A 24,564-nucleotide genomic window follows, 5' to 3' on the forward strand; every position below is an offset into this window, starting at 1 on the left:
ATGAGATAAGGGGCGCAACAGGTCATACTGTTGCGCCCCTTTTTTATATTTGAGCGGCTCGCCTTTTTGGGATAAATGCCGCGCACACAAGCAATTTTCCGGATCTCATTCGCAGATCCAATATCCACGGGGCATAGCAATCTGGCCCTTTGATGTACCCCGCAGCGCTCCCGAATCTCCTCACTTTTCCCTTCCCGGTTGCACCGAGTTAACCCTAATAGCTTGCTTTATGTCAGAGCATTCACACTTGCCCCTCACTTAATATTAGAGACACTGTCTCCCATATCGAGACAGACTCAAAACAGCACGTAGCCATGCTCAAAAGCCTAAGCGGCGCCCTTCAACTGATGACGTACTTCACCGCGCGCCAGCCCGTCTGGGGCGTGCGGGAGCTCGCAAAGGCGTCCGGCGTGCACCATGCCGTCGTGCATCGCGTTCTCGCGACCTTCGCGGAAAGCGGCTTCCTCGTGCAGGACGAGATAGGCCGCTATTCGCTCGGCCTGCGCTGGTTCGAAATGGGCGAGGTGGCCCGCAAGGCGTTCTCTCCGTCCGAAGTGGTCCAGCCCGCGCTCGACCGGCTCGCGCAGCAAAGCGGCGAAACCGTGTTCCTCTCGTGGCTCGACGGGCATGACGGCTTGTGCGTGGACATCGTCCAGAGTCAGCACGAACTGCGCTTTTCGATCGAACTCGGCCAGCGTTTCGCGCTGGTCGCGGGCTCGCACGGCAAGGCCATCCTCGCGTTTCAGCCGGAGGCGTTCCGTCAACAGGTGTACGCGGCGGCCGGCCAGGACGGCGCCTCGATCGAAGCGCACCTCGCGCGAATTCGGGACGACGGCTGGGCGCACACCCAAGGCGAAACCGCGACCGGCGTCGCCGGTCTGGCCGTCCCGCTGTGGTCGAAGGACCGCACGACAGTCGTCGGTTCGCTCGCCATTTCGGGACCGCAGCAACGGCTCGGCGAAGACGCCATTCCGCGCCTGCTCGACGCGCTGCGCACCGCTCAGAACACTATCGAGGGCGTAGTCGGCCTCATTCGACAAACGCGTTTTTAATTTGGTACCTCGCCCATAGCCATCATTTCGAGATAACACTGAGGAGTCCCCACAAAATGCACCCCGTCAACGAACGGCCGCAACAGACGGTCGTCGCCAACCCAGGCGAGCCCTGCGCCACGCCGCCTCGCTTTCTCGAACCGCTGCTCTTGATCGTGTCGATCGGGCTCGCGGTGTTCGGGGCGATGATCGGCATGCAGCTGATCGTGTCGCTCGGCATTTCGGCCAATACGTCGATCATCGGCGCGCTGATCGCGATCGTGTTTTCGCGCATTCCGATGGAAATCGCACGGCGCTTTCGCGTGCTGGAGCGTCAGAACCTCGTGCAGACGGCGATCTCGTCGGCGACGTTCGGCGCAGCCAACTCGCTGATGATTCCGATCGGCGTGCCTTACGCGATGGGGATGCCGGAATTGGCGATGCCGATGCTGATCGGTGCGCTAATCGCGATGTTCGTCGACGGCGCGATGCTCTATTTCCTGTTCGGCAGCCGCGTGTTTCCTTCCACGGGAAGCTGGCCTGCGGGCGTCGCCACCGCCGAAGCCATTTGGGCCGGCGATCAGGGCGGCCGAAAGGCGGCGTTCCTCGGCTTCGGCATCGCCGCGGGCGTAGCAGGCGCGTGGATCGGCATTCCGATGTCGGCGTTCGGCGCGGCCTTCCTCGGCAACCTCGCGGCGTTGACCGCGTTCGGCATCGGCCTTTTGATCCGCGGCTACTCGACGGCCTTGACCGGCATCGATATCGCCAAGGCCTACGTGCCGCACGGGCTCATGATCGGCGCGGGCGTCGTCGCGATGTTCCAGGTCGCGCGGGAAATCCGCGCGGCGCGCCAGCGCGGCGTCTCCGAAGCGGGCACGAACGAAGTGTCACCGGCGCGCGCCGGCCGCGTGCTGAAAAGCGGCTTCGTGATCTACATGGCGATCGCTCTCCTGCTGTCGCTCATGACCGGAGCATTCGAGCAAATGTCGCCGGGCATGGTGATCGTGTTCATTCTCTATGCCGCGTTCGCCGCGTACGTCCACGAGCTGATCGTCGGCATCGCCGCAATGCACTCGGGCTGGTTCCCGGCCTTCGCGGTCGCGCTCATCACGTTGACGATCGGCATCCTGATCGGCTTTCCGCCGATGGCGCTCGCGGTGCTGGTCGGCTTCTCCGCCGCGACGGGCCCCGCCTTCGCCGACATGGGCTATGACCTCAAGACCGGCTATTTGCTGCGCGGCGAAGGCCGCAACCCGGCGCTCGAATTGGCCGGCCGCAGGCAGCAGTTCCTGTCCGCGATGATCGGCTTTGCCGTCGCCGGGGTCGTCGTCGTGCTGTTCCATCAGCACTTCTTTTCGCAGAACCTGCTGCCGCCGGTGGACCGCGTCTACGCCGCTTCGATCAAAGCGGGCTCGTCGCCTGAGATCGCCCGCAACCTCGCGCTCTGGGCCATCCCCGGCGCGCTGCTGCAGTTGATCGGCGGCTCCAAGCGCCAGCTCGGCATCCTGCTCTCGACGGGGATGCTGATCGCCTCGCCACTCGCCGGCTGGGCTGTGCTCATCGGCCTCGCGATCCGCTTCATCGTGCTGCGCACGACCGGCACGCGCCACGTCGCCGCCATGAGCGCCTTCGCGGGCGGCGTGATCGCCGGCGACGCCCTCTTCAGCTTCTTCGGCTCCGTCACGAAGATGAACAAGTAACGCTTACTGAACGCTCAATACGCTATGGATATTCAAGCTATTCGCGCCGATACGCCGCTCACCGCGACGACGATCTACCTCGACACCGCAGCCGCTTCGCTGCCGCCCGAAACGGTGCTCAACGAAGTCCGCTCGTACTTGCTCGATACGGGCCATGTCGGCATCTATCTGCCGGCGTTTCGCAAAGCCACCTACGCGCGCGTCGAAGCGGTGCGCGCGCAGCTCGCGGCCTTCCTGAACGCCGCGCCCGACGAAATCGCGTTCACTAAAAACGCGACGGAAAGCATCTCGCTCGTCGCGCGCGGCATCGACTGGAAAGCCGGCGATGAAATCCTCGTCGCCGATACCGAAATGCTTTCCAACCTGCTGCCGTGGCGGCGGCTCGAAGCGACGCACGGCGTCGTCGTGAAGATGGTCGCAGCCGACGCGCAAGGGCTCCTCTCGCCAGCGTCGTTTGCCTCGGCGATCACGCCGCGCACGCGGCTCGTCACGTTCTCGCACATCCCGAACTCCACGGGCGCCGTGCAGGCGGCCGCGGAAATTTGCGCCGTCGCGCGGCGCTTTCGCGTGCTGTCGCTCGTCAACGGCTCGCAAAGCGTCGGCATGGTGCGCACGGACGTCGCCGCGCTCGACTGCGACTTTCTGGCCGGCTGCGGCCGCAAAGCACTGCGCGCCACCGAAGGCAGCGGCTTCCTCTTCGTGCGGAGCAAGCATATCGAGCAACTCGAACCCGCACTCGCAGGCTGGTGGAACGGCGCCTATGATCGGGCGAGCGGCGAGCTGTCGTTCGTCGCCGGCGCGAAGCGCTTCGAGGCAGGCTGCCCGATCGTGCCGGCCATCCTTGGCCTCGGCGCGGCACTTACCTACGCCGAAAGGGTCGGCATCGTCGCCATCGAAGCGCGCGTGCACAAGCTGACCGCCTATGCCGTCGAGTGTTTGTCGAGCCTGCCGGGCTTCGAGCTCTACGGCCCGCAGGACGCCGCGCGTCGCCTCGGAATCGTGCCGTTCAACCTGCGAGGCGTCGATCCTGCGAAGATCGTTGCCGCGCTGGAGGCCGAGAATTGCATCATCGAGGCCGGCAACTTCATGGCCGATGCGATCCTCGCCCGCTATGGCGTCTCGACGATGGCGCGCGTCTCGCTGCACTATTTCAATACGCACGCGGAAATCGACCGCGTCGCCGAACTGATTCGCAAGACGATCGCTTGAGGCTTTGCCGGAATCCGGCAGACCGAACTCACTTAACGGATTAGAGGACACCATGACACAACGCATCCTGCTGATGAGCAGCTCCCGCAAAGACAGCCTCGGCTATCTGGAGCACGCCACCGAACAAATCCATACGCTGCTGAAACACGAAGCGCGCAAGATCGTCTTCGTGCCGTTCGCGGGCGTCACGTTCAGCTTCGACACCTACGAGGGCATCGTGAAGCCCGTGTTCGAAAAGCTCGGCTACGCGCTCGAATCGATCCATCACAGCGCGAATCCGCGCAAGACGATCGAAGAGGCCGAAGCGATCGCCGTGGGCGGCGGCAATACGTTCGCGCTGCTCAAGCGCATGTACGAGGCCGATATCGTCGATGCGATCCGCGCGAAGGTGCGCGTAGGCACACCGTACGTGGGCTGGAGCGCCGGCAGCAACGTTGCGTGCCCGACGGTCCGCACGACCAACGACATGCCGATCGTCCAGCCACCGACGCTGCGCGCAATCGGCCTCGTGCCGTTCCAGATCAATCCGCATTTCATCAGCGGCAAGCCCGTTGGGCACAACGGCGAGAGCCGCGAGGAGCGGCTTGCCGAGTTCCTCGAGATCAACGCGCCCGAGCAGGTGTTCGCCTTGCCGGAAGGCTCCGCGCTCTATTCGGATGGCATGAACGGCACGGTGCTGGGCGAACGCGGCGCATTGCATTTCACGGGCAAGGACGCCGTCTCCAAGATCGCCGAGGGTGAGACGTTCCCGCTTTCGCGCATCACGGGCCCCGCGGACTTCGCGAACTGGCCGGACTTCCGCGTCTAAACCGCCGGGGCGGTCTGTCTGTCGGTAGAGGGCTCGCGACCGCCTGCCTGCTGTAAATCCCGCTGATGAATTGGCTTGGGAGCGTGCGTCAAGCACGCCCCCAAGCCCTTCCTTTGCCGCAACGGACAGCAGCACTAACACTAAACCAAATACATCGCATACCTAACAACCTGTCTACGTTGCTGGGAATATCACAAAGGGAGATCATCATGAAAAAGTTCTACGCGGGATTGGCATTGCTGATGAGCGTGCCTGGCGCGTCGTTTGCGCAATCGAGCGTCACGCTTTATGGCTTCATCGATACCGCGCTCAGCTATCAAACTCACACCAACCCTAACGGCGATTCCACATTCGGCATGCAACAGGGTAACGAAGGCTTTCTCTCGGGTAGCCGGTTCGGCTTCAAGGGCAACGAAGACCTGGGCAACGGATGGCGCGCCGGCTTTACGCTCGAAAACGGTTTCCTGGCGAACAACGGCCGCCTCGATCAGCAAGGCCAGCTATTCGGCCGTCAGGCCTTCGTGAAGCTCGGTCACCAGCAGTACGGCGATCTCGCACTCGGCCGTCAATACACGACAGCCAATACGATGCTGTACTACGTCGATCCGCTCGGCGTCGGTGCGGCGCCGACAAACTCGTGGATGGTCTATCTCACAGGCCAGCGCTACGACAACTCGATCAGCTATACAGGCGGGTACGGCCCGGTGCAGGTCATCGCTCAATACGCGATGGGCGGCTTTGCGGGCGATTCTCGCGCGCGTTCGTCCGCATCGCTGGGCGTGAAGTATGCGTCGGGGCCTATCACAGTGGTGGGTGACGCTCAGCAGACGCGTGACACGCAAAGCCGCCGCGCGCGCATCTATATGGCAGGCTTGAAAGCGACGGCAGGGCCCGTCAACCTGTTCGCGAATTACCTGCACAGCGACCGCGATGCGGGCTTCGACGTGACGAACGGCGGACAGGATTTCGGTTCGATCACCAGCATGTCGACTCCATTGGACAGGTCGGTCTCAATGGGCATCGTATTCAACACCCCTCGCCGCGACGACTTCTTCACCGTCGGCGCCTCGTATCGGGTCACGCCGCCCTTCTCGCTGACGGCCAGCGTAATGAGCAACCGCACCCACGCCGACAACTTCAACGGCACGCGCACCACCGCCTACGGCGTGGCCGACTACAACCTCAGCAAGCGTACCGATATCTACCTCGCCGCAGCCTACGACTGGGTCGGCGGCAGCTGGTCGGGGCTGTTCGGCAATTCGACGACCGGCGCGAGCGCAGCAAGCGGACAACCGCTCAACGGCGGCAACAGCCAGGTTTCGGCGCTGCTCGGTCTGCGTCACTCGTTCTGATCCATTGCCGGCGCGGCGTCGCGCCGGCCAAGCTTATTTGAGCCGCACCCGCTTGGCGCTCCGCACTACTCTGCACCAAGCGGTTTCCCAACCAGAAAAAGGAGCTTTGCATGGCACTCTCTCAAACGCTCAAAGTCTACGAAGCGCTGGATAGCGCAAAGGTCAACGGAGCGACGATCGTCAATATGTTCGCCCCGTATAAGGAGCTTGGCGTGACGGTCACGGTCACGACGGTCAACGACGAACCGCCGGAAGACACGAACAAGAAGACCGACTTCGTTTCGATTCTGATCCCCGGCACGAGCGGCAAGACGAAGCGCGGCGCATCGCCGACGCTCGGCGTGATCGGGCGCAACGGCGCGATCGGCGGACGCCCGGCGATCATCGGGATGGTGTCGGACGCCGACGGTCCGATCGCTTCGATCGCCACCGCGCTCAAGCTCGCGGATATGAAGAAGAACGGCGATGATCTGCCCGGCGACGTGATCGTCACCACGCATATTTCGACGGACGTGTCGGTGTCGGAAAACAACGGCGTTGCGTTCATGGGTATGCCGGTTTCGTCCGAAACGATGAACAAGTACGAAGTGTCGGCCGACATGGACGCGATACTTTCGATTGACGCTTCCAAGGGCAATCGCATCATCAAGCATCGCGGCTTCGCGATCTCGCCGACGGCGATGCAGGGCTACATCCTGCCTGTGTCGGCTGACCTCGTCGCGATCATGGAATCGACGACCGGCGAACCCGCTGTGACGTTCCCGATTTCGCAGACGGACATCACGCCGTATCTCAACGGCCTCGATCACTTCAACAGCATCATGCAGCCGCATATCGCGACGAAAGCGCCGGTGGTGGGTGTTGCGATCACGGCGCGGTCGGTGGTCGGCGGCAGTGATTCGAGCGCCAATCACGAGATCGATCTGGCCGAAGCGGTCCGGTTTTCGGTGGAAGTGGCGAAGCGGTTTACCACTGGCAAATGTGCGTTCTATAAGACCGCGCAGTGGGACATGATCGGCAAGATGTATCCGGATCTTTCCGTGTTCCAGACTAACGGCACGCCAGTCAAACGGTAAAGCGATGTAACTCGCGCTGAGCGGAAAACAAAAAGGGCGGCCAATTCATGCGAATGGCCGCCCTTCCTGCGTCAGGTCACTTCAACAGCACTTCCCCGCCCCCGCCCCATACCGCGCATTCTGCCGCTCGCGGAAGAACTCCTCGTAGGTCATCACAACCCGATCCGGATGCGTAGCACGCATATGCGCGACATACGTCTCGTAGTCAGGCACCCCGACCATCAGCCGCAGCGCCTGCCCGAGATAACGGCCCGCGTTCCTTACTTCGCTAAGATTGGAAAACATCGCGGGCCTCTCATCAGTGAACCGTAACCGCAGCCGCCTGATCCGCCGGCATCGCTTCAAACGGCGTCTCGCTCGAAGTCGGCCGATCGGCACGGCGCGCGCGCATCACCGCAATCACGCCATACACCACCATGCTCAACACGACGAAAATGAACAGTCCCGCAAGCGCCGCATCGATATAGTCGTTGAAAATCACACGCTGCATCTGCTCGATCGACTTGGCGGGCCCCACAACCGTCCCAGCCTCAGCCGCGGCCGAAAGCTTCGCCGCATGGGCAAGGAAGCCCACCTTCGGATTCGCGTCGAAAATCTTCTGCCAGCCGGCCGTCAGCGTACAGATCAGCAGCCACACCGTCGGCACCAGCGTGACCCAGGCGAACCGGTCGCGCTTCATCTTGAAGAGCACCACCGTCCCAAGCGTCAGCGCAATCGCCGCGAGCATCTGGTTCGAGATGCCGAACAGCGGCCACAGCGTGTTGATGCCGCCGAGCGGATCGACCACACCTTGATACAGGAAGTAACCCCACGCCGCCACGCACAGCGCCGTCGCCGCGAGGTTCGCCGGCAACGAGTCCGTGCGCTTCAACGCCGGATGGAACGTACCGAGCAGGTCTTGCAGCATGAAGCGGCCTGCACGCGTACCGGCATCGACCGCCGTCAGAATGAACAGCGCTTCGAACAGGATTGCGAAGTGATACCAGAACGCCATCATCGCTTCGCCGCCGATCACTTGGTGCAGGATGTGCGCCATGCCGACCGCGAGCGTCGGCGCGCCGCCGGCGCGCGCGATGATCGTCGTTTCGCCGACGGCCTTCGCGGTCGAAGTCAGCATGTCGGGCGTCAGCATGAAGCCCCAGCTCGAGACGGTATGCGCGACCGCTTCCGGCGTCGTGCCGAGCACGGCGGCGGGCGCATTCATCGCGAAGTAGATACCCGGCTCGATCACGCAAGCGGCCACAAGCGCCATGATCGCGACGAACGATTCCATCAGCATCGCGCCGTAGCCGATGAAGCGCGCGTTGGTTTCGTTGTCGAGCATCTTGGGTGTCGTGCCCGATGAGATCAGCGCATGGAAGCCCGACACGGCGCCGCACGCAATCGTGATGAACAAGAACGGGAACAGATTGCCCGACCAGACCGGTCCAGTGCCGTCAACAAACTTCGTCAGGGCAGGCATCTTCAACTCTGGCGCGACGACGAGAATTCCGATCGCGAGACCAAGGATCGTGCCGATCTTCAGGAACGTCGAGAGGTAATCACGCGGCGCCAAAAGCAGCCAAATCGGCAACACGGAAGCCACGAAGCCATAGCCGATCAAAATCCACGTGAGCTGCGTGCCGTTGAACGTGAACCATGCGGCAAGCGTCGGCGAATCGTGCACATGCTGACCGAAGACGATCGACGCCATCAGCAACACGAAGCCGATGATCGACACCTCGCCGATGCAGCCCGGCCGGATGTAGCGCGTATAGACACCCATGAACAGCGCGATAGGAATCGTCGCGGCAACCGTGAACGTGCCCCACGGCGAATTGGTCAGCGCCTTCACGACGATCAGAGCGAGCACCGCGAGAATGATCACCATGATGAGGAACGCGCCGAACAGCGCGATCACGCCGGGCACGGTGCCGAGCTCCATCTTGACGAGGTCGCCGAGCGAACGGCCGTCGCGGCGCGATGAGATGAAGAGCACGATGAAGTCCTGCACGGCGCCCGCGAACACGACGCCCGCGAGAATCCACAGCATGCCGGGCGTATAGCCCATCTGCGCGGCCAGCACGGGGCCGACGAGCGGTCCGGCCCCGGCAATCGCGGCGAAGTGATGGCCGAACAGCACGTACTTGTTCGTCGGTACGTAGTCGAGGCCGTCGTTGTGCTTGACGGCGGGCGTCATGCGCAGGCCGTCAAGTTGCAGAACCTTGCTCGCGATGAAGCGGCTGTAGAAGCGATACGCGATCAAATAGACGCACACCGCGGCGATCACGACCCACAGCGCGCTGACCCGCTCGCCGTGCGCCAGCGCGATGGTGCCGAACGCAAACGCGCCCAATAGCGCGACCGCGATCCAGATTAAAAATTGGGAAGCCCGATTCATGGCGTCTCCTAAATTATTATGAGAAACCGGCGTGAGCACCGGTATTGCGAAAAACACACGCTGGGCAAGCGCGATGCACGGCGCATAGGCCGCGTCATGGCCGTGTAGTATTCGCTTTCGATGTAGGCGTCACAAGCGGACAACTACGTAAGCACACTACGTATAACTACGTAGGCACCACGTTCGCGAGTTCACGAATCGAAGCCAGCCATGAATCTCAAGACGAAGATCTTCCTGCTCGCGATCGTGCCCTTCCTGGTCGCGATCGCCGGCATCGAGTTCGGCGTGCGCCAGCAGGCCACTGCGCTGGCGCAGACGCAGCACGCGACGATGCAGACCGCCTACATGTCGAGCAAGGAGGTCGAGCTCAAGCACTACGTCGATCTCGCGACGAGCGCGATCGCGCCGCTCTACAACGCGAGCGGCGAAAACGCGCGCGACGACGTGTTGCGCCGTCAGCAAGCCCTCGCCGTGCTCGAGAAAATGGACTTCGGCCAGGACGGCTACTTCTTCGTCTACGACATGCACGGCAACTCGCTGATGCATCCGCGCGAGCCGAACCTCGTCGGTCATAACTGGTGGTCGCTGCGCGATCCCGAAGGGTCGTTGACGATTCAGCAGTTGATCGCCGCGGCGTCGCGCGGTGGCGGCTATGTGCGCTACGTCTGGCACCGGCCGTCGACCAACCGTCTCGAAGCGAAGCTCGGCTACGTCGTGCCGCTGCCGCGCTGGGGCTGGATGATCGGCACGGGCATCTATCTCGACGACGTGAACACGACGCTCGCCCACATCGACGAGCGCGCCTCCGCGAACATCGAGCACACGATGATGTGGATCGGGGCAATCGCGCTCGCGGGCTTCGGTGTGATTGCGCTGTGCGCGCTCGTCGTCAATGTCAGCGAGTCGCGCAGCGCCGATGCGAAGCTGAAGCAGCTCGCGCAGCAGGTCGTCGAATCGCAGGAGAACGAACGAGCGCGGTTGTCACGCGAGCTGCACGACGGCATCAGCCAGATGATGGTGTCGATCAAGCTGCTGCTCGAATCGGCGCTCGCGCGATTCGAGCGCGCGTCGGCCCCCGGCGCGCGCGTACCCGCCGCCGAAGCCGCGCTGACGACGGGCCTCGCCCGCCTCTCCGACACGCTTCGCGAAGTGCGCCGCATCTCGCACGCGCTGCGCCCCGCCATGCTCGACGACCTCGGCCTCGCCGCGGCGCTTGAACAATTGACGCGCGAACTCGGCGAGGAAACCGGCATCGAGATCGGCTTCACGCAGGTCACGCACACGAACGCCAGCGCATTGCCCGACGCGGTCAATACCGCGCTCTTTCGCATCGCACAGGAGGCGCTCAACAACATCGTGCGCCATGCGCAGGCCACGCGCGCGGCGCTGTCGCTCGACGTGTCGGCGCGCGCGGTCACGCTGTCGATCTCGGACAACGGCGGCGGCTTCGACGTCGAGCGCGCCCAAGCCGACGCGCGCGGCGGCATCGGGCTGCGCAACATGCGCGAGCGGCTCGACACGCTGTCGGGCACGCTGTCGCTGGTATCGCAGATCGGGCATACGGTCGTCACGGCGCGCGTGCCGCTACCTTATAAGGCAAATGAGCGAGTGCATACGCGAGTCCACGAGCCAACGCCGGAGCGCGCATCGGCGAACGCGTCCGCAACATCGAACGAGGGTCCCCGCTCATGAACGAAGCGACATCGCGCGCCGCCGCGAAAATCATTCTGGTCGACGACCATCCGCTCGTGCGCGACGGTCTGCGCCTGCGCCTCGAAGGCGTACCGAACCTCGACGTCGCCGGCGAAGCGGGCAATGCCGACGAAGCGCTCGCGCTGGCCGAAACGGTCGCGCCGGACCTCGTGCTGATGGACGTCGGCATGAACGGAATGAACGGCATCACGCTGGCCGGCATCTTTCATGAGCGATTTCCGGCGATCCGGGTGCTGATGCTGTCGATGCACGACAACATCGAATACGTGATGCAGGCCGTGCGTGCCGGCGCGAGCGGCTACGTGCTGAAGGATTCGCCCGCCACCGAGATCGTCCATGCGATCGGCGCGGTGCTCAACGGCCAGACGTTCTTCAGCGCGGGGCTTGCCGCGCGGATGATTCAGGCAAGCGCGATGCAAACGCCGCTAGAAACGCTGACGCCGCGCGAACGCGACATTCTCGATCTGCTTGCCGAAGGGCTATCGAGCAAGCAGATCGCGCAATTGAACGGGCTGTCGGTGCGCACGGTCGAGACCCATCGGCTCAACCTGAAGCGCAAACTCGATATCGAGGGGCAGGCGGAATTGATCAAGTTCGCGGTCGAGCATCGGCGGCGGAAGCAATGAAGCGCTAAATCAGGTCGACAAACAAAAAAGGACGCCGGTCAGGCGTCCTTTCTCGCTCATGCTCGCAATCGCGCGTGCGTCAACCCGCACTACGCGCGTTGTGCTCCGTCAGGAACTTGATGAGGCCATCGACGCCGCCCTTCGAAATCTGGTCGGCGAACTGACGCTGATAGACCTGGATCAGCCAGGCGCCCATCATATTGATGTCGTAGATCTTCCAGCCGTCGGCCGTTTTTTCCATCCGGTAGTCGATCCCCTGATCGTCGCCGTTGGTGAGCACGTGCGTCTGCACCACCGTATCCTTGGCGCCCGCCGGCGTCGGCGACGGCACGAACTTGAACGTCACGTTCTGATCGCGCAGTTGCGACAGCGACGCGGCATAAGTCCGCACGAGCAGGAGCTGAAATTGCTCGAACAACTGCTTCTGCTGATCGGGCGTCGCCTTGCTCCAGGCATCCTGGCCGACTGCGATACGGGTCGTTTTCAAGAAGTCGGTGTACGGTACGAAGCGCGTCTGGACGAGGCCGGTAATTTTTGCCATGTCGCCGCTCTTCGCTTGCGGGTCGGCCTTCATCGCGGTGACGGTGCCTTCGACGGCCGTCTTCGCGACGGAATCGGGACTTGCCTGGGCGAAAGCCGTGCCGGACACGAATGCGGCTGCGAGAAAAGCAATCAGATAACGTTTCATACGCTCGTCGGATCAGTGAAGAAGTGAGCGGCCGCGGCTATGAAGCCTGCGGGCGTCGGGCCAGTATACCGGCTTTACCCAATTGCTTTCCCGCGACCTCGCGCGCCAGGGCACGCGCGGGCGTGCATCGGCAAGGGCGAGCGAACGGCGGCGCAAAGGGCCGCATCCTGCGCCCAACTGCGGCGCGCCGGTATACTTCTCCCCTTGCCCAATGCAATCCCCTTTGACAGGGCCATCTCGCCTACATGCTGAAGTCATCCGTCGTCCGCCTCGTCGCCTGGTCCGTACGCTATCCGGTCTGGGTCCTCGTCATCTCGCTGCTGCTCGCCGTAGTGAGTAGTCACTACGTCGTCAACCATTTCAAGATCAACACCGACGTCAGCCGGCTGATCGAAACCGACGAGACCTGGACCGCGCTCGGCGACGCCACCGATAAAGCCTTCCCGCAGCGCGGACAAACGATCCTAGTCGTCGTCGAGGCCGCCGCGCCGGAATTCGCCGACGCCGCCGCGAACGAGCTGACCGCCGCACTGCGCAAGCAGCCAAACGAATTCGCCGCGGTCTCGCAGCCGTCGGGTGGTCCGTTCTTCGAGCGTAACGGGCTCTTGTTCCTGTCGCCGAAGGAAATCACGGATACCACCTCGCAGCTCGTCAAAGCCAAGCCGCTCATCAACACGCTCGCGAAAGACCCGAGCCTCACCGGCCTCGCCGATACGTTGACCACCACCCTACTGCTGCCGCTGCAGCTCGGCCAGGTCAATCTCGGCGACATGGGAAATCTGCTGAACAAGAGCGCGACGACGCTCGATGGCGTGCTCGCCGGCAAGTTCTCGGTGCTGTCGTGGCGCGGCCTCGTCGACAAGGACCAGGCCAAGCAGCCGGCCTACGCGTTCATCACCGTGCAGCCCGTGGTGGATTACGGCGCGCTCGAGGCCGGCGCGCGCGGCTCGGAAGCGGTCCGCACGACCGCCACGGTGTTGAACCTGTCGGGCCGCTATGGCGCGCAGGTCCGCCTGACCGGCGAACAGCCGCTCGCCGACGAGGAGTTCGCCTCCGTCGAGCAAGGTGCGCTCGTCAACGGGATCGCGACGTTCGTCGTCGTGCTGATGATCCTCTGGCTCGCGCTGCGCTCGGGCAAGCTGATCGTCGCGGTGTTCATCACGCTGTTCGTCGGGCTCGCGATCACGGCCGCGCTCGGGCTCTTGATGGTCGACGCGCTCAATATGATCTCGGTCGCGTTCATGGTGCTGTTCGTGGGGCTTGGGGTCGACTTCGGCATCCAGTTCGGCGTCAAGTACCGCGAGGCGCGCTTTAACGACAACGACCTGAACCGCTCGCTCATCAAGACCGCCCACGAAGTCGGCATCCCGCTCACGCTTGCCGCCACGGCGGTCGCGGCGAGCTTCTTCTCGTTTCTGCCGACGGCCTATCGCGGCGTGTCGGAGCTGGGCCTGATCGCGGGTGTCGGCATGTTCGTGGCGTACTTCACGAACATGACGCTCCTGCCTGCGCTCATCAAGCTGCTCAAGCCGGCCGGCGAAAAAGGCTCGCCGGGCTTTCCGCGTCTCGCGCCCGTCGACGATTACCTCGACCGCAACCGCAAGCCCGTGCTGATCGGCACGCTGGTGGTCATCGTCGGCGCGTTGCCGCTGCTCTTGCATCTGCACTTCGACTTCAACCCGCTGCATTTGAAGGACCCGCATAGCGAATCGATGGCGACGCTGCTCGCGCTCAAGGATTCGCCGGAAGCGGGCGTCAACGACGTCACCGTGCTCGCGCCGTCGCTGGCCGCCGCCGACAAGACGGCCGCGCGGCTTTCGAAGCTGCCCGAAGTCGGCCGGATCACGACGCTTTCGACCTTCATCCCGAGCGACCAGCCGCAGAAGCTCGATCTCATCGACACCGCCGCCGAAGAGCTGACGCCCGCGCTCACGCAGCCCGGCGCGCCCGCGGCGAACGACACGCTGCGCGTCGCCGCCCTCAAGCGCGCGGCGAACCAGCTTTCGCTCGCCGCCGACGACCACCCCGGCCCCGGCGCCGCCGAGGCCAAGCACTTGTCGGAGACGCTGACGAAGCTCGCCGCCGCCGACTCGGCCACGCGCGACCGCGCTGAAACCGCGATTGCCGAGCCGCTGCGCTTCGCGCTGCGGCAGCTCCAGCTGCTGCTCGAGCCCGAGCAGATCACGCGCGCCAACCTGCCGCCCGATCTCGTGCGCGACTGGGTATCGCCGGACGGCCGCGCGCTCGTCAATATCTCGCCGAAGGTGCCCGCGGGCGTCGATCCGAACGACGACACGATGCTGCGTCACTTCGCCAATGCGGTGAAGAAAGCCGAGCCGTCGGCTATCGGCGGCCCGATCTCGATCCTGCATTCGGCCAATACGATCATCGAAGCGTTCGCGCAAGCGGCCCTGTGGGCGGTGCTGTCGATCACGCTCTTGCTGTGGCTCACGCTGCGACGCTTCGGCGACGTGCTGCGCACGCTGATTCCGCTGCTGGTTTCGGCGGTCGTCACGCTCGAACTGTGCGTTGTCTTTCACATGCCACTCAACTTCGCGAATATCATCGCGTTACCGCTCATGCTCGGCGTCGGCGTCGCGTTCAAGATCTACTTCGTGATGGCTTGGCGCGCCGGGCAAACCAGCCTGCTGCAATCGAGCCTCACGCATGCAGTGATGTTGAGCGCCGCGACCACCGCGACCGCGTTCGGCAGCCTGTGGCTCTCGCATCACCCTGGCACGGCGAGCATGGGCCGGCTGCTTGCGCTGTCGCTGTCTTGCACGCTGATCGGCGCAGTGGTATTCCAGCCCGTATTGATGGGCAAACCGCGTGTTAAGCGCGCACCGAAGAAAAAGACACTAGGCACTCGATGAACAAGCTGCGAAACACTTCGCTGGCGCTCGCCGCCGCGGGCGCGCTCTCCGGTTGCGCCACCGGCCCGAACGCCACGCCGGGCGACCCGCTGGAGCCGATGAACCGGGTCATCTTCAAGGCCAACGACGCGGTCGACCGGACGATCGCCCAGCCGGTCGCAAGGGGCTATCTGAAAGTCACGCCGCAGCCGCTCCGCACCGCCATCAGCAACTTCTTTTCGAACCTCGGCGATGTCGGCAACTTCGCGAACAACCTGCTGCAACTGAAGATCACCGACGCCACCGAAGATCTGATGCGCATAACGTTCAACACCGTGTTCGGGCTCGGCGGGCTAATCGACTGGGCGACGCCCGCGGGACTGCCGAAGCATCATCAGGACTTCGGCCTGACGCTTGGCCACTGGGGCGTGCCGTCCGGCCCGTATCTGGTGCTGCCGCTGTTCGGACCTAGCTCGTTCCGCGATGGCGTCGGGCGCGCCGCCGACGTCTACGTCAATCCGTTGAGTTTCAGCTCGCTTGATGCGGAGGAACGCGTTCCGCTCTACGTGCTGCAATTCGTGAGCGCGCGCGCCGATCTGCTCGGCGCGTCAAACCTGCTCGAAGCGGCAGCGCTCGACAAATACTCGTTCGTCCGCGACGCCTATGTTCAGCAGCGCAAAGCGCTGCTGAACCAGGGTGGGACTAAACCGCCCGCGCTGCCTGACTATGGCGACGAAGGTGCGGCTGAGGCGCCTGCGGCGGCATCCGCAACGGGGGCAAACGCACCGGCCGCTCCGGCCGGTGGTGGCAATGCCCCGGCGAGCGCGCCGAGCGGTCAATAAGTAGCAGCCAATCCAACCAGCGCGTCAGGCAAGCGGCCCCAGAAAAAGGGCCGCGTTGCGGCCCGGCTGGCGAGCGCCTCAGTGCGCCGCTTCGACATGAACTTCGTCACGTCGCACGAGTTGTCGAGCTAGCGGATCGCGTAAATGGCGGTTTCTTCGCGGGCACGCTCGCTGCTTGCTGGAGCAGGCGCGCCGTTGCATGACTTACGCGGGCCGCAGCGCCCCGGCCTCGCCGAGCGCATGCCGCGCCTGGACGAGCGTCGTGCGCGCGGCGCGCGCATCGGCGGCGAGCCGGATCAATGCGCCGAGCTGGGATGGCTGGCGGGCCAGTTCGCGCAGAATCGGCCCGATCGCCGTCGTGCCGTCGTCACGCAAACCGGCCGTTGCCGCGCGCGGCAACGTGCGCCATGCAGGATCGACGATCGCGCGGCACACGATGAACGGCAACCCGCGTGCGGCGGCGATGGCGCCCGCAATATGTGATTCCATGTCGACCGCGAGCGCGCCTGTCGAGCGATGGAGGCGTTCCTTGTCCTGCGCGCTCACGACCGGCGCGGTCACGCCGGCCATCGTGCCGCGCTGCACGCGATTGTGGAGCGGGGTACCCGCGAGCGCATCCGCGCAGCGCGCCGCCCACGCGGCATCCGTCGGGATGCGGCCCAAGGGGCCGTCGACGGCATCCGCGATGATGAGCGTTCCCGGCTCCAGACCCGGTGCCAAGCCGCCCGCCGTCCCGAAGCTGACGATGCCGGCGCAGCCGCGCGCGACCGCTTCGGACAACGCCCGCTCGAGCCAATCGGCGCGCGCCGCGTACACCGCTTCGACCCCGTCACCGCGCGCGATGCGCGCTTCGAACGCCATGCCGGTCACCGCGATGATGGGCAGCGCCGCCATCGGTTGGGCAATGCCGCCTTCGACCGCAGCCGCCGAATCGCGCCGCACCGTCACATCCCGACCGTGACGCGCGTGCTCGCGTCGCGCTTCAGATTCCGGTAGCGGGCCAGCGCCCACAGCGGGAAGAATTTGCGATAGCCGTGGTAGCGCAGATAGAAGACGCGCGGGAAGCCCGTCGCCGTGAAGCGGGTTTCGTCCCAGAGGCCATGCTCCAGCTGCGTGTTCGTCAGATACGCAATGCCGCGCTCGACAGCGGGATGATTGACCTCCCCCGCCGCCATCAGCCCGATGAGCGCCCAGGCCGTCTGCGACGACGTGCTCGACGCCTTCTCGTAGGCGCGATAGTTGAGCTTGTAGCTCGTGCCGTCCTCGCCCCAGCCGCCGTCCTCGTTCTGAATCGAGATCAGCCACTGTGCGGCGCGCTTGATGCGCGGGTCGTCATGCGGCATGCCTGCCGCATTCAACGCGCACAGCGTCGTCCAGGTGCCGTAGATGTAGTTCATCCCCCAGCGGCCGTACCAGCTGCCGTCAGCTTCCTGCTCCTTGAGCAGATAGTCGTACGCGCGGCGTGCGGGCTCGCTCGTGCCCGGCATTTCGCCCATCTGCGCCAGCATCGAGAGACAACGCGCCGACACGTCGGCGGTCGGCGGATCGAGCAGCGCGCCGTGATCGGAGAACGGGATGTTGTTCAGGTAGTACTGCGTGTTTTCCGGCTCGAACGCGCCCCAGCCGCCGTCGCTGCTCTGCATGCCGACCACCCACTCGCGCGCCCGCGAAATCGCTTCGCGGTCGACGTTCGATTGGGTGAGCGTCGCGGCGCGATCCATCGCCATCACGACCACGGCGGTATCGTCGACGTCCGGATAGTGCGGGTTCGCGTACTGGAACGCCCAGCCGCCGGGCCGCACGTTCGGACGGCGCGAGATCCAGTCGCCGCGCACGTTCAGGATCTGCAGCGGGCGCAGCCATTGCAGGCCCTGCAGCGCCGCTTGCTCGGCGCGCGGCTCCTCGGTTTCGAGCAGCGCATGCGCGGCGAGGGACGTATCCCACACCGGCGACAAACACGGCTGGCAATACGCCTCTTCCTCGCCGATCACGAGCAGTTTCTCGACCGACTGACGCGCAATCGCGCGATTCGGATGGTCGGGCGGATAGCCGAGCACGTCGTACATCATCACGGAATTGGCCATCGCCGGGAAAATCGCCCCGAGCCCATCCTCACCGTTCAGGCGCTCGTCGACGAACGCGACCGCCGCATCGATCGCCTTTTGGCGCGTGTGCCGCGGAAAGAGGCCATCGACCGTGCGCAGGATCGCGTCGACACCGCGGAAGAACACGAACCAGCCCTGGCTCTGGTGCTCCGCGCGCGGCAGGAGACCGGTGGAAACCGGCGCGCCCTTGAAGATCTCGTCGATACGGACGCCGCGCGGATTCTTCGCCTTCGGCCGCTTCGCATTCAGCACCAGCAGCGGCACGATCACAGTGCGCGCCCAGTACGACACCTTCGACAGATGGAATGGGAACCACATCGGCAGCAGCATGATCTCGACCGGCATCATGGGCACCGCATGCCACGGAATCACGCCGAACAGCGCGAGCAGGATGCGCGTGAACACGTTCACGGCCTCCGCGCCGCCGTTCGCGAGAATCGCCTGGCGCGCGCGCTGCATGTGCTCGGCGTCTTCGGAGTCGCCGGCCATCTTCAGTGCGAAATACGCTTTCACGGTGGCGCTGATGTCGAGCTTGCCGTCGGTGAAGAGCGGCCAGCCGCCGTCGGCGAGCTGGATGCGGCGCAGATAGCGCGCGATCTTCTGCTCGAGCTCGACGTTCGGCGTCTCGCCTAGGTAATGCACGAGCAGGATGTACTCCGCGGGAATTGTCGCGTCGGCTTCGAGTTCGTAGACCCAGTGGCCGTCGGGACGCTGCGCGGCGAGCAGCGCGTCGACGGCGCGCGTGACGGCGGCGTCGAGCACGGGGTTCGCTTGTGCGCGGGCAGCGGCGGCGCCGGCTTGCTGCGCGGGGGAAGGCGCGGCTTCAGTCACGGCGGCGTCAGTGGCGGCGTCGTTGGCGGGTAAGGTGGTCAAATCGTTCATCGGCGGTCCATCGGTTGATTGAGGAGCGTATCGGCAGCCTTCTGGCCCGAACGGATCGCCCCTTCGATCGTCGCGGGCAGGCCAGTGGCCGTCCAGTCGCCCGCGAGTACAAGATTATTCCAGCGCGTTCGCGTCGCCGGCCGCAGCATTTCCTGCGACGGCAGCGCGGCAAACGTCGCGCGTTTTTCGATCACGATCTGCCAGGCCGGCATCGGATCGGCGGGGAGGTTCGCGGCTTTCGCGACCTCGGCCCAAATCGTTTTCGCCAGCGCTTCGCGCGGCGTGTCGAGCAGGCGGTCGGCGCCGCTCACCGTGACGGACAAGCGTCCGTCGAACGCAAAAATCCACTCGGCCGTGCCGTTCACGAGGCCCGTGAGCGGCGGCATGCCGTGCGGCGGCTCGACCGCGAAATGCGCATTGACGACCGAGCTAAACGCCGTTGGTGCGCGCACGCCCGGCACGAGCGCTTGCGCGACATCCGAGGAGACCGCCAGCACAACCGACTCGCCCGCCTCCAGCGCGATGCTCGTACCGTCGGCGAAGTTCAGCGCGGCAACGCGGGCATGCGCGGAAAATCCGTTGACCGTCGCGCCTTCGCCGGTTGATTTGTCAGATGAGCCATTCGCGGCCCCTTCCTTCACACCATTGGCGAACACGATCTCGGCCAGACGCGAGCCGAGCTTGATGGCCGCGCCGCCATGCTGGAGCAAACGCAGCGCCGGATCGACAAACGCACTGCCGAGCCCGTTTCTCGCGACGAGCGGCCGGCATGCCTGGCCGCCTGCCGCGAGCGTCTCGCGCGCGAGCGTGGCCGCGAGTTCGGCCGAGCCCAGGCGCGGCTCGACGTTCAGCGCCGCCAGAAAGAGCGGCCGCAGCCAACGGTCCCACAGCATGCCGTCGCAGCGCATCGTCTGCGCCATCGTGCGGCCCGGCTTCGCGAAGAAGAGCGGCGCGAGCGACAGGTAGTCGGCCGGATGCGTATCGGGCACGCGTGCGGCGGCGTCGAAGATCCACAGCGGCAGACGTCCCGGGGTCAGGCGCACGGTCCAGCGGCGGCCGCTCGCGAGATCCATGAACGGGAATTCGGGCTGCGCCGGGCCGACGAGTTCGTCGGCGGCGCCGATCGCGCGCATATAGCCGAGTGTCGCGTGGTTACCCGACAGCACGAAGTGATTGCCGTTGTCGATCGTCGTGCCGAGCGTGCCGTCGTAATACGACCGGCAGCGCCCGCCGGCGTGCTCCGCCGCTTCGTGCAGCACGACTTGCGCGCCGCGCCGCTGCAATTGAACCGCGGCGGCGAGGCCAGCCAGCCCCGCGCCGATCACGTGCACCCGCCTCGCCATCAGAACAAGGCGTAGCGCGCGACGATCCAGAGCAGCCGGCCTTTCGGCTTTGCGATCGGCGTGCGCGGCAGGTCGAAGCCGCGTTCGAGCGTGCGCTCGAGCAGCACGCGATAGACGCCCGACATGATGCGCGGCGCGCGCACTTCGCGGCGCGGCGAGGCGTCCATGATCGCGTCGGCTTTCGCAAAATGGCCAAGCGCCCGCTCGGCGAGTGTCGCGCAAACGCGCGGCAGCGACGGATCGTCGGCGATCGCCAGCGGGTTCGTCGCGACGATGCCTTCGCGCGCGAGCAATTCGCGCGGCAGGTAGCAGCGGTTGATCCCCGCGTCTTCATCGATGTCGCGCAGGATGTTCGTCAGTTGCAGCGCGCGGCCGAGGTGATGCGACAGCTCGATGCCGGGTTGCTCAGACATCCCGAATATCCTCACCGATAGCCGCCCCGCCGCGCTCGCGACGCGGTCGCAGTAGAGATCGAGCGTCGCTTCGTCGGGCGCGCAGATGTCTTCGGCCGCGTCCATCGCCATGCCGTCGATCATCGCGTGAAAATCTTCGCGCTGCAGATTGAACGTGCGGATATGGCGCGTCAGCGTAGCGAGCGACGCGCGCGGCATGCCGGCGTAGCACGCGTCGATGTCCTCGCGCCAGCGCGCGAGACCGGCGCTGCGTTCGGCGCGCGGCGCGTTGCTGTCGGCGATATCGTCGACGGCGCGGCAGAATGCGTAGACCTGAAACATCGCGTCGCGCTGCGCGGCCGGCAGAATGCGCATCGCGAGATAGAACGAGCTGCTCGACGTGACGGCAGCGGCGTCGGTTTCTGGATCGTCCACGACGAGATTGGAAACGGCCAAGACGAACTCCGCTGTGGCGCCCGGTTGGGCGATGGATGACTGAATGCCAGGCGGTGTGCCCCTGAACGCCACGCTTGGGACGTGCGCGGCGAGCCGGCATGGGTGCCGGAATCGGCCAAAAGTATAACAATCTTTGACCCGGACCGCTGACGCGGCCGGGCCAGATGGGCTTGCGCGCCGTTCCCCTCAGGCAAAAACGACGTCGTGCTGGACTTCGAGCGCGATCAGATTAAGTTCCCGAACGAGCCGCCAAACGTGCCGAGCTTCGATCTGCGAGGCCATGAAGCTGAGCACTTGCCCGTCGGCTTCGGCCGTGAACTGGAATTCAGAGGGCCCGCTGCCGAACCACGCACCCGGCACATGACGTGACTCGGCCCACGAAATCTGCGGAAAAAACGTTCCGAGGCGGCGTTTGATGTCTTCGCACGAGCCGATCGGCTCAGGCGTGTCGCCGATGTCGTCGAGAGAATAGGGGCCAGGCTTCGGCGGCTTCAGATAAAACAAATAGTCGCGGTTCATGGGGGACCTCCGTAGCAAAGGTCCGACAAAATTATCGGCGCGTACGTCTTATGAATATCGGACAAGTACTAAAAATCGGACGATGGCCGGATAGTCCGCCACGATAGACGCGGCCTGGCGCATTGCGCCTTCATTGAGCCCTGACTTACGGGATGGCGATGCCCCGTCGGCAACGATGGGTCAGGTGAACGCCACCGACCGGTTGCGCCCCTGCCGTTTCGCGCTATAGAGCGCAGCGTCGGCATCGTTGATCAGAACCTCATACGCACTCACGCCGGCGCGCGCGGCCGCCCCGCCGACGCTCGCCGTCACCGGCACGCTCACGCCTTCCGCCTCGACCGGCGTATCGCCGATCGTCTTGCGGATCTTCTCGGCGACGACCATCGCCTCCTCGAGCGTCGTGCACGGCAGCAGCAACGCGAATTCCTCGCCGCCGAAGCGGCCGAACGTATCCTGCGCGCGGACCGCGTCGCCGACCCGCTGCGCCATCACGCGCAGGACCGTGTCGCCGACCACGTGACCGAATTCGTCATTGATCTTCTTGAAGTGATCGAGATCGAACAGCAGCACCGAAAAATCGCCGCCATAGCGCTGCCAGCGCAGATATTCGTCACGCAGGCGGGCCTCGAAGAAACGCCGGTTGGCGATGCCGGTGAGGCCGTCGCGATTGGCGTATTCCTGCAGCTTGACGACCGCCTCTTCGCGTTCGCGCTGCATCACGCTGACGTGGGTCACGTCTGAAATCGTCACGCAGACGGCCACCACGTCGCGCCCGCGCATGAGCGGCATGAACGTGCAATCTTGCTGCATGAAGTCGACGCCACCCGTGATCGGCCGGTCGTGCTCGAACTTGAACAGATACGGCCGCTGCTCCCACGAGCTGAACGCGAAACTGCCGAGCTGGAACACGCTTTCGAGCTTGCGCGTGAACCAGACCCGCGGCAGCTCCGGAAAATTGTCGAAGATCGATTTGCCGACCACATCGGCGGCCGGCCGCCCGCTGTGGTCCTGCATGAACCGGTTCCACATCAGCACGTTGAAATCGCGATCGACGACGAAGATGCCGAATCCGACTCGCTCGATCACGAGGTCGGAAAGAGAGAGCTCGGTAGGGACATTCATAAGCTTGAAAGCAGTGCGTCAAGCGCATCGTTGACGCGGCGAATCGAGTCTTCGGTCATCAGCATGACGAGATGCGCCCGGAAGCTCTGGTCCTCGAGCGCGAAGTTCACTTCGAGCAAGAGCGCCACCTTCCAGGCGAGCACGTCGGCCTGGAACACGTCGTCGAGCGAGATTTTTTCGCCGAGCAGGCCCGGCGCGGAGAAAATCGGCGTGCGGTCGAGCTGGTCGAGAATGCTCGATACGCACGCGCCCGTGAGCACGTTGGCGACGTCGAACATCAGCTCTTTCTGGCTGACCGTTTCATACGAAGATTCGATGTAGGGATCGTTGACGAACGAGCACAGCTGCCCGACGCCGCTGCTGCGGCAGATCACGAGCGCCTCGCCCTTGATATCGGAGCGAAAGCCTTGGCGCACGGCCGTCACGGTTTCGTCGATACCCGTCATTTCGCGCAGCGCCTGTGCCGCGTCGCTCACCTCGACCACGCGCATGCGCGGCACCGACAGCTCGATGAACGTATCGAGCAGGCGGGCAAGACGAGTCGCCGCCTGGCCCATCGCCAGGTTGGCGATCTCCTGCAACGCGTCGCGCTGTTCTTCGGTGAAGACGTTCTCAGGCATACAACCCGTACTCCTTGAGGATCGGCACGAGGGCCTCGGGGGTCACGGGCTTGGCGACGAACGCCGCGGCGCCGAGGGCGCGTACGCGTTCCTGAGCCAGCGGCTGGATGTCGGCCGAGACAACGATCACGAACGTGTTCAGGTCCTCGTGCTGGAGCGCTTCGAGCACCTGGTAGCCCGTCATGTCGGGCATCGTCAGGTCGAGAAACATCACCGAGGCCTTGCCGGCTCGATACAGCGCGAGTGCTTCTCGGCCGTTCGACGCATATTCGATGTCGACATCCCAGTCGGCCGGCAAGGATTTCGTAAGAACCTTGCGGGCAAGCAGGGAATCGTCGGCGATCACAATCGGCAAAGGCATGGCAGCGTGACAGGTAAACGGAGTTTTCTATGTCGCGTTAACGGCGGCTCGTGTCTTTTCTTTAGCGGAGCGAGGACGTCAACAGGCTGCGACGCAATAGGCGGCGCGCGTGCGGATTGGCCGGGCCCGGTCCTGGGGCGAGGAAACGCGTGCGCAGTGCGCGAAGTTCGCGCATCTGGTGGCGCCCGGACTTCGCGGGCGTCTGTGTCGTAGATGTGAAGCGCGATTTTGGGAGGAAACCGTTCGAAAAGCAACTCGCCAAATTTCCGGCGATCAAACAAAAATAATATCGCTTTCACGCTTTCGCGGAACACTTCATACATATTCATCAGAAAAATGCGTGAAGTATTCTTTTGTGTACGTTTGCGCTTCCGAATTCGTCGCTGATTGCGCGCACGGCCCGGCCACGCTGGAGGAAAGGCTCGATTGGCGGGCGCCGTGCGCTCTCGGGACTGGCCGTGGCGGCCGATCCAACTCGTTTATGATG

The 24,564-nt window shown here is 64.4% G+C and carries 20 protein-coding genes and 1 pseudogene; 10 read left to right on the forward strand and 11 right to left on the reverse strand.

Annotated features, from left to right (window positions below; translation table 11 throughout):
- Positions 1 to 314 precede the first annotated feature (314 nt).
- The 6 genes from AAHK20_RS06050 to AAHK20_RS06075 all read left to right on the forward strand — a co-directional run bounded on the left by AAHK20_RS06050 (position 315) and on the right by AAHK20_RS06075 (position 7,176).
- Positions 315 to 1,052, forward strand: coding sequence for an IclR family transcriptional regulator (locus tag AAHK20_RS06050; RefSeq protein WP_449180533.1), 738 nt, complete (start codon positions 315 to 317; stop codon positions 1,050 to 1,052).
- 56 nt (positions 1,053 to 1,108) lie between these two features.
- Positions 1,109 to 2,731, forward strand: a complete 1,623-nt coding sequence (locus AAHK20_RS06055; protein WP_449180534.1) for an OPT/YSL family transporter — start codon at positions 1,109 to 1,111, stop codon at positions 2,729 to 2,731.
- A gap of 24 nt (positions 2,732 to 2,755) precedes the next feature.
- The gene (locus tag AAHK20_RS06060) at positions 2,756 to 3,940 is read left to right on the forward strand and encodes an aminotransferase class V-fold PLP-dependent enzyme (RefSeq protein WP_449180535.1); all 1,185 of its coding nucleotides are present in this window, start codon (positions 2,756 to 2,758) and stop codon (positions 3,938 to 3,940) included.
- 52 nt (positions 3,941 to 3,992) lie between these two features.
- Positions 3,993 to 4,748: a dipeptidase PepE gene (gene pepE / locus AAHK20_RS06065; protein ID WP_449180536.1), complete on the forward strand. Its 756-nt coding sequence runs from the start codon at positions 3,993 to 3,995 to the stop codon at positions 4,746 to 4,748.
- Positions 4,749 to 4,957: 209 nt separating this feature from the next.
- A complete protein-coding gene (locus AAHK20_RS06070; protein WP_449180537.1) occupies positions 4,958 to 6,100 on the forward strand; it encodes a porin in 1,143 nt (380 codons plus the stop codon).
- Between the two features lie 110 nt (positions 6,101 to 6,210).
- The gene (locus AAHK20_RS06075; protein WP_449180538.1) at positions 6,211 to 7,176 is read left to right on the forward strand and encodes a DUF1177 domain-containing protein; all 966 of its coding nucleotides are present in this window, start codon (positions 6,211 to 6,213) and stop codon (positions 7,174 to 7,176) included.
- 81 nt (positions 7,177 to 7,257) lie between these two features.
- Here the strand turns inward: AAHK20_RS06075 and AAHK20_RS06080 are convergent, their stop codons facing one another.
- Both AAHK20_RS06080 and AAHK20_RS06085 read right to left on the reverse strand, forming a co-directional pair.
- On the reverse strand, positions 7,258 to 7,461 hold the full coding sequence (locus AAHK20_RS06080) for a YbdD/YjiX family protein (protein WP_449180539.1): 204 nt from the start codon (positions 7,459 to 7,461) through the stop codon (positions 7,258 to 7,260).
- A gap of 13 nt (positions 7,462 to 7,474) precedes the next feature.
- Positions 7,475 to 9,556, reverse strand: a complete 2,082-nt coding sequence (locus tag AAHK20_RS06085; RefSeq protein WP_449180540.1) for a carbon starvation CstA family protein — start codon at positions 9,554 to 9,556, stop codon at positions 7,475 to 7,477.
- Positions 9,557 to 9,766: 210 nt separating this feature from the next.
- Here AAHK20_RS06085 and AAHK20_RS06090 point away from each other — a divergent pair, with 210 nt between their 5' ends.
- Both AAHK20_RS06090 and AAHK20_RS06095 read left to right on the forward strand, forming a co-directional pair.
- Positions 9,767 to 11,248: a cache domain-containing protein gene (locus AAHK20_RS06090; protein ID WP_449180541.1), complete on the forward strand. Its 1,482-nt coding sequence runs from the start codon at positions 9,767 to 9,769 to the stop codon at positions 11,246 to 11,248.
- Positions 11,245 to 11,895, forward strand: coding sequence for a response regulator (locus tag AAHK20_RS06095; RefSeq protein WP_449180542.1), 651 nt, complete (start codon positions 11,245 to 11,247; stop codon positions 11,893 to 11,895). Before AAHK20_RS06090 ends, AAHK20_RS06095 begins: the two co-directional genes overlap by 4 nt.
- Positions 11,896 to 11,974: 79 nt before the next feature.
- Here AAHK20_RS06095 and AAHK20_RS06100 read toward each other — a convergent pair whose 3' ends face one another.
- A complete protein-coding gene (locus tag AAHK20_RS06100; protein ID WP_449180543.1) occupies positions 11,975 to 12,583 on the reverse strand; it encodes an MlaC/ttg2D family ABC transporter substrate-binding protein in 609 nt (202 codons plus the stop codon).
- Positions 12,584 to 12,828: 245 nt separating this feature from the next.
- On the opposite strand from AAHK20_RS06100, the gene hpnN reads away from it, so the two are divergent.
- Together hpnN and AAHK20_RS06110 are read left to right on the forward strand one after the other, a co-directional pair.
- The gene (hpnN, locus tag AAHK20_RS06105; RefSeq protein ID WP_449180544.1) at positions 12,829 to 15,456 is read left to right on the forward strand and encodes a hopanoid transporter HpnN; all 2,628 of its coding nucleotides are present in this window, start codon (positions 12,829 to 12,831) and stop codon (positions 15,454 to 15,456) included.
- Positions 15,453 to 16,271 (forward strand): annotated as a pseudogene (locus AAHK20_RS06110) (MlaA family lipoprotein); the annotation flags it as partial. The gene hpnN and the pseudogene AAHK20_RS06110, both read left to right, overlap by 4 nt.
- Positions 16,272 to 16,481: 210 nt before the next feature.
- Here the strand turns inward: AAHK20_RS06110 and AAHK20_RS06115 are convergent.
- From AAHK20_RS06115 to AAHK20_RS06150, 8 genes are all read right to left on the reverse strand, one after another.
- Positions 16,482 to 17,171 (reverse strand): phosphorylase, encoded by a 690-nt coding sequence (locus AAHK20_RS06115; protein WP_449180598.1) that lies wholly within the window; start codon positions 17,169 to 17,171, stop codon positions 16,482 to 16,484.
- A gap of 50 nt (positions 17,172 to 17,221) precedes the next feature.
- A complete protein-coding gene (gene shc / locus AAHK20_RS06120; protein WP_449180545.1) occupies positions 17,222 to 19,264 on the reverse strand; it encodes a squalene--hopene cyclase in 2,043 nt (680 codons plus the stop codon).
- Positions 19,261 to 20,607, reverse strand: coding sequence for a hydroxysqualene dehydroxylase HpnE (gene hpnE / locus AAHK20_RS06125; RefSeq protein WP_449180546.1), 1,347 nt, complete (start codon positions 20,605 to 20,607; stop codon positions 19,261 to 19,263). The genes shc and hpnE overlap by 4 nt, the downstream gene beginning before the upstream one ends.
- Positions 20,607 to 21,455: a presqualene diphosphate synthase HpnD gene (hpnD, locus tag AAHK20_RS06130; protein ID WP_449180547.1), complete on the reverse strand. Its 849-nt coding sequence runs from the start codon at positions 21,453 to 21,455 to the stop codon at positions 20,607 to 20,609. The genes hpnE and hpnD overlap by 1 nt, the downstream gene beginning before the upstream one ends.
- 186 nt (positions 21,456 to 21,641) lie before the next feature.
- A complete protein-coding gene (locus AAHK20_RS06135) occupies positions 21,642 to 21,974 on the reverse strand; it encodes a hypothetical protein (protein ID WP_449180548.1) in 333 nt (110 codons plus the stop codon).
- Between the two features lie 180 nt (positions 21,975 to 22,154).
- The gene (locus tag AAHK20_RS06140; protein ID WP_449180549.1) at positions 22,155 to 23,096 is read right to left on the reverse strand and encodes a sensor domain-containing diguanylate cyclase; all 942 of its coding nucleotides are present in this window, start codon (positions 23,094 to 23,096) and stop codon (positions 22,155 to 22,157) included.
- On the reverse strand, positions 23,093 to 23,716 hold the full coding sequence (locus AAHK20_RS06145) for a chemotaxis protein CheC (protein WP_449180550.1): 624 nt from the start codon (positions 23,714 to 23,716) through the stop codon (positions 23,093 to 23,095). Before AAHK20_RS06145 ends, AAHK20_RS06140 begins: the two co-directional genes overlap by 4 nt.
- Positions 23,709 to 24,077, reverse strand: coding sequence for a response regulator (locus AAHK20_RS06150; RefSeq protein WP_449180551.1), 369 nt, complete (start codon positions 24,075 to 24,077; stop codon positions 23,709 to 23,711). Before AAHK20_RS06150 ends, AAHK20_RS06145 begins: the two co-directional genes overlap by 8 nt.
- Between the last annotated feature and the right edge of the window lie 487 nt (positions 24,078 to 24,564).

Source organism: Trinickia camelliae, from assembly GCF_053525655.1.

What these genes read in the sequence shown, in the direction of transcription:
- AAHK20_RS06090 (WP_449180541.1), top strand. Translation starts at nt 9,767, where the DNA reads ATGAATCTCAAGACGAAGATCTTCCTGCTCGCGATCGTGCCCTTCCTG.
- AAHK20_RS06070 (WP_449180537.1), top strand. Translation starts at nt 4,958, where the DNA reads ATGAAAAAGTTCTACGCGGGATTGGCATTGCTGATGAGCGTGCCTGGC.
- AAHK20_RS06085 (WP_449180540.1), bottom strand. Translation starts at nt 9,556, where the DNA reads ATGAATCGGGCTTCCCAATTTTTAATCTGGATCGCGGTCGCGCTATTG.
- AAHK20_RS06075 (WP_449180538.1), top strand. Translation starts at nt 6,211, where the DNA reads ATGGCACTCTCTCAAACGCTCAAAGTCTACGAAGCGCTGGATAGCGCA.
- AAHK20_RS06115 (WP_449180598.1), bottom strand. Translation starts at nt 17,171, where the DNA reads ATGGCGGCGCTGCCCATCATCGCGGTGACCGGCATGGCGTTCGAAGCG.
- shc (WP_449180545.1), bottom strand. Translation starts at nt 19,264, where the DNA reads ATGAACGATTTGACCACCTTACCCGCCAACGACGCCGCCACTGACGCC.
- AAHK20_RS06145 (WP_449180550.1), bottom strand. Translation starts at nt 23,716, where the DNA reads ATGCCTGAGAACGTCTTCACCGAAGAACAGCGCGACGCGTTGCAGGAG.
- AAHK20_RS06100 (WP_449180543.1), bottom strand. Translation starts at nt 12,583, where the DNA reads ATGAAACGTTATCTGATTGCTTTTCTCGCAGCCGCATTCGTGTCCGGC.
- AAHK20_RS06140 (WP_449180549.1), bottom strand. Translation starts at nt 23,096, where the DNA reads ATGAATGTCCCTACCGAGCTCTCTCTTTCCGACCTCGTGATCGAGCGA.
- AAHK20_RS06055 (WP_449180534.1), top strand. Translation starts at nt 1,109, where the DNA reads ATGCACCCCGTCAACGAACGGCCGCAACAGACGGTCGTCGCCAACCCA.
- pepE (WP_449180536.1), top strand. Translation starts at nt 3,993, where the DNA reads ATGACACAACGCATCCTGCTGATGAGCAGCTCCCGCAAAGACAGCCTC.
- AAHK20_RS06135 (WP_449180548.1), bottom strand. Translation starts at nt 21,974, where the DNA reads ATGAACCGCGACTATTTGTTTTATCTGAAGCCGCCGAAGCCTGGCCCC.
- hpnE (WP_449180546.1), bottom strand. Translation starts at nt 20,607, where the DNA reads ATGGCGAGGCGGGTGCACGTGATCGGCGCGGGGCTGGCTGGCCTCGCC.
- AAHK20_RS06095 (WP_449180542.1), top strand. Translation starts at nt 11,245, where the DNA reads ATGAACGAAGCGACATCGCGCGCCGCCGCGAAAATCATTCTGGTCGAC.
- AAHK20_RS06050 (WP_449180533.1), top strand. Translation starts at nt 315, where the DNA reads ATGCTCAAAAGCCTAAGCGGCGCCCTTCAACTGATGACGTACTTCACC.
- AAHK20_RS06060 (WP_449180535.1), top strand. Translation starts at nt 2,756, where the DNA reads ATGGATATTCAAGCTATTCGCGCCGATACGCCGCTCACCGCGACGACG.
- AAHK20_RS06150 (WP_449180551.1), bottom strand. Translation starts at nt 24,077, where the DNA reads ATGCCTTTGCCGATTGTGATCGCCGACGATTCCCTGCTTGCCCGCAAG.
- hpnN (WP_449180544.1), top strand. Translation starts at nt 12,829, where the DNA reads ATGCTGAAGTCATCCGTCGTCCGCCTCGTCGCCTGGTCCGTACGCTAT.
- AAHK20_RS06080 (WP_449180539.1), bottom strand. Translation starts at nt 7,461, where the DNA reads ATGTTTTCCAATCTTAGCGAAGTAAGGAACGCGGGCCGTTATCTCGGG.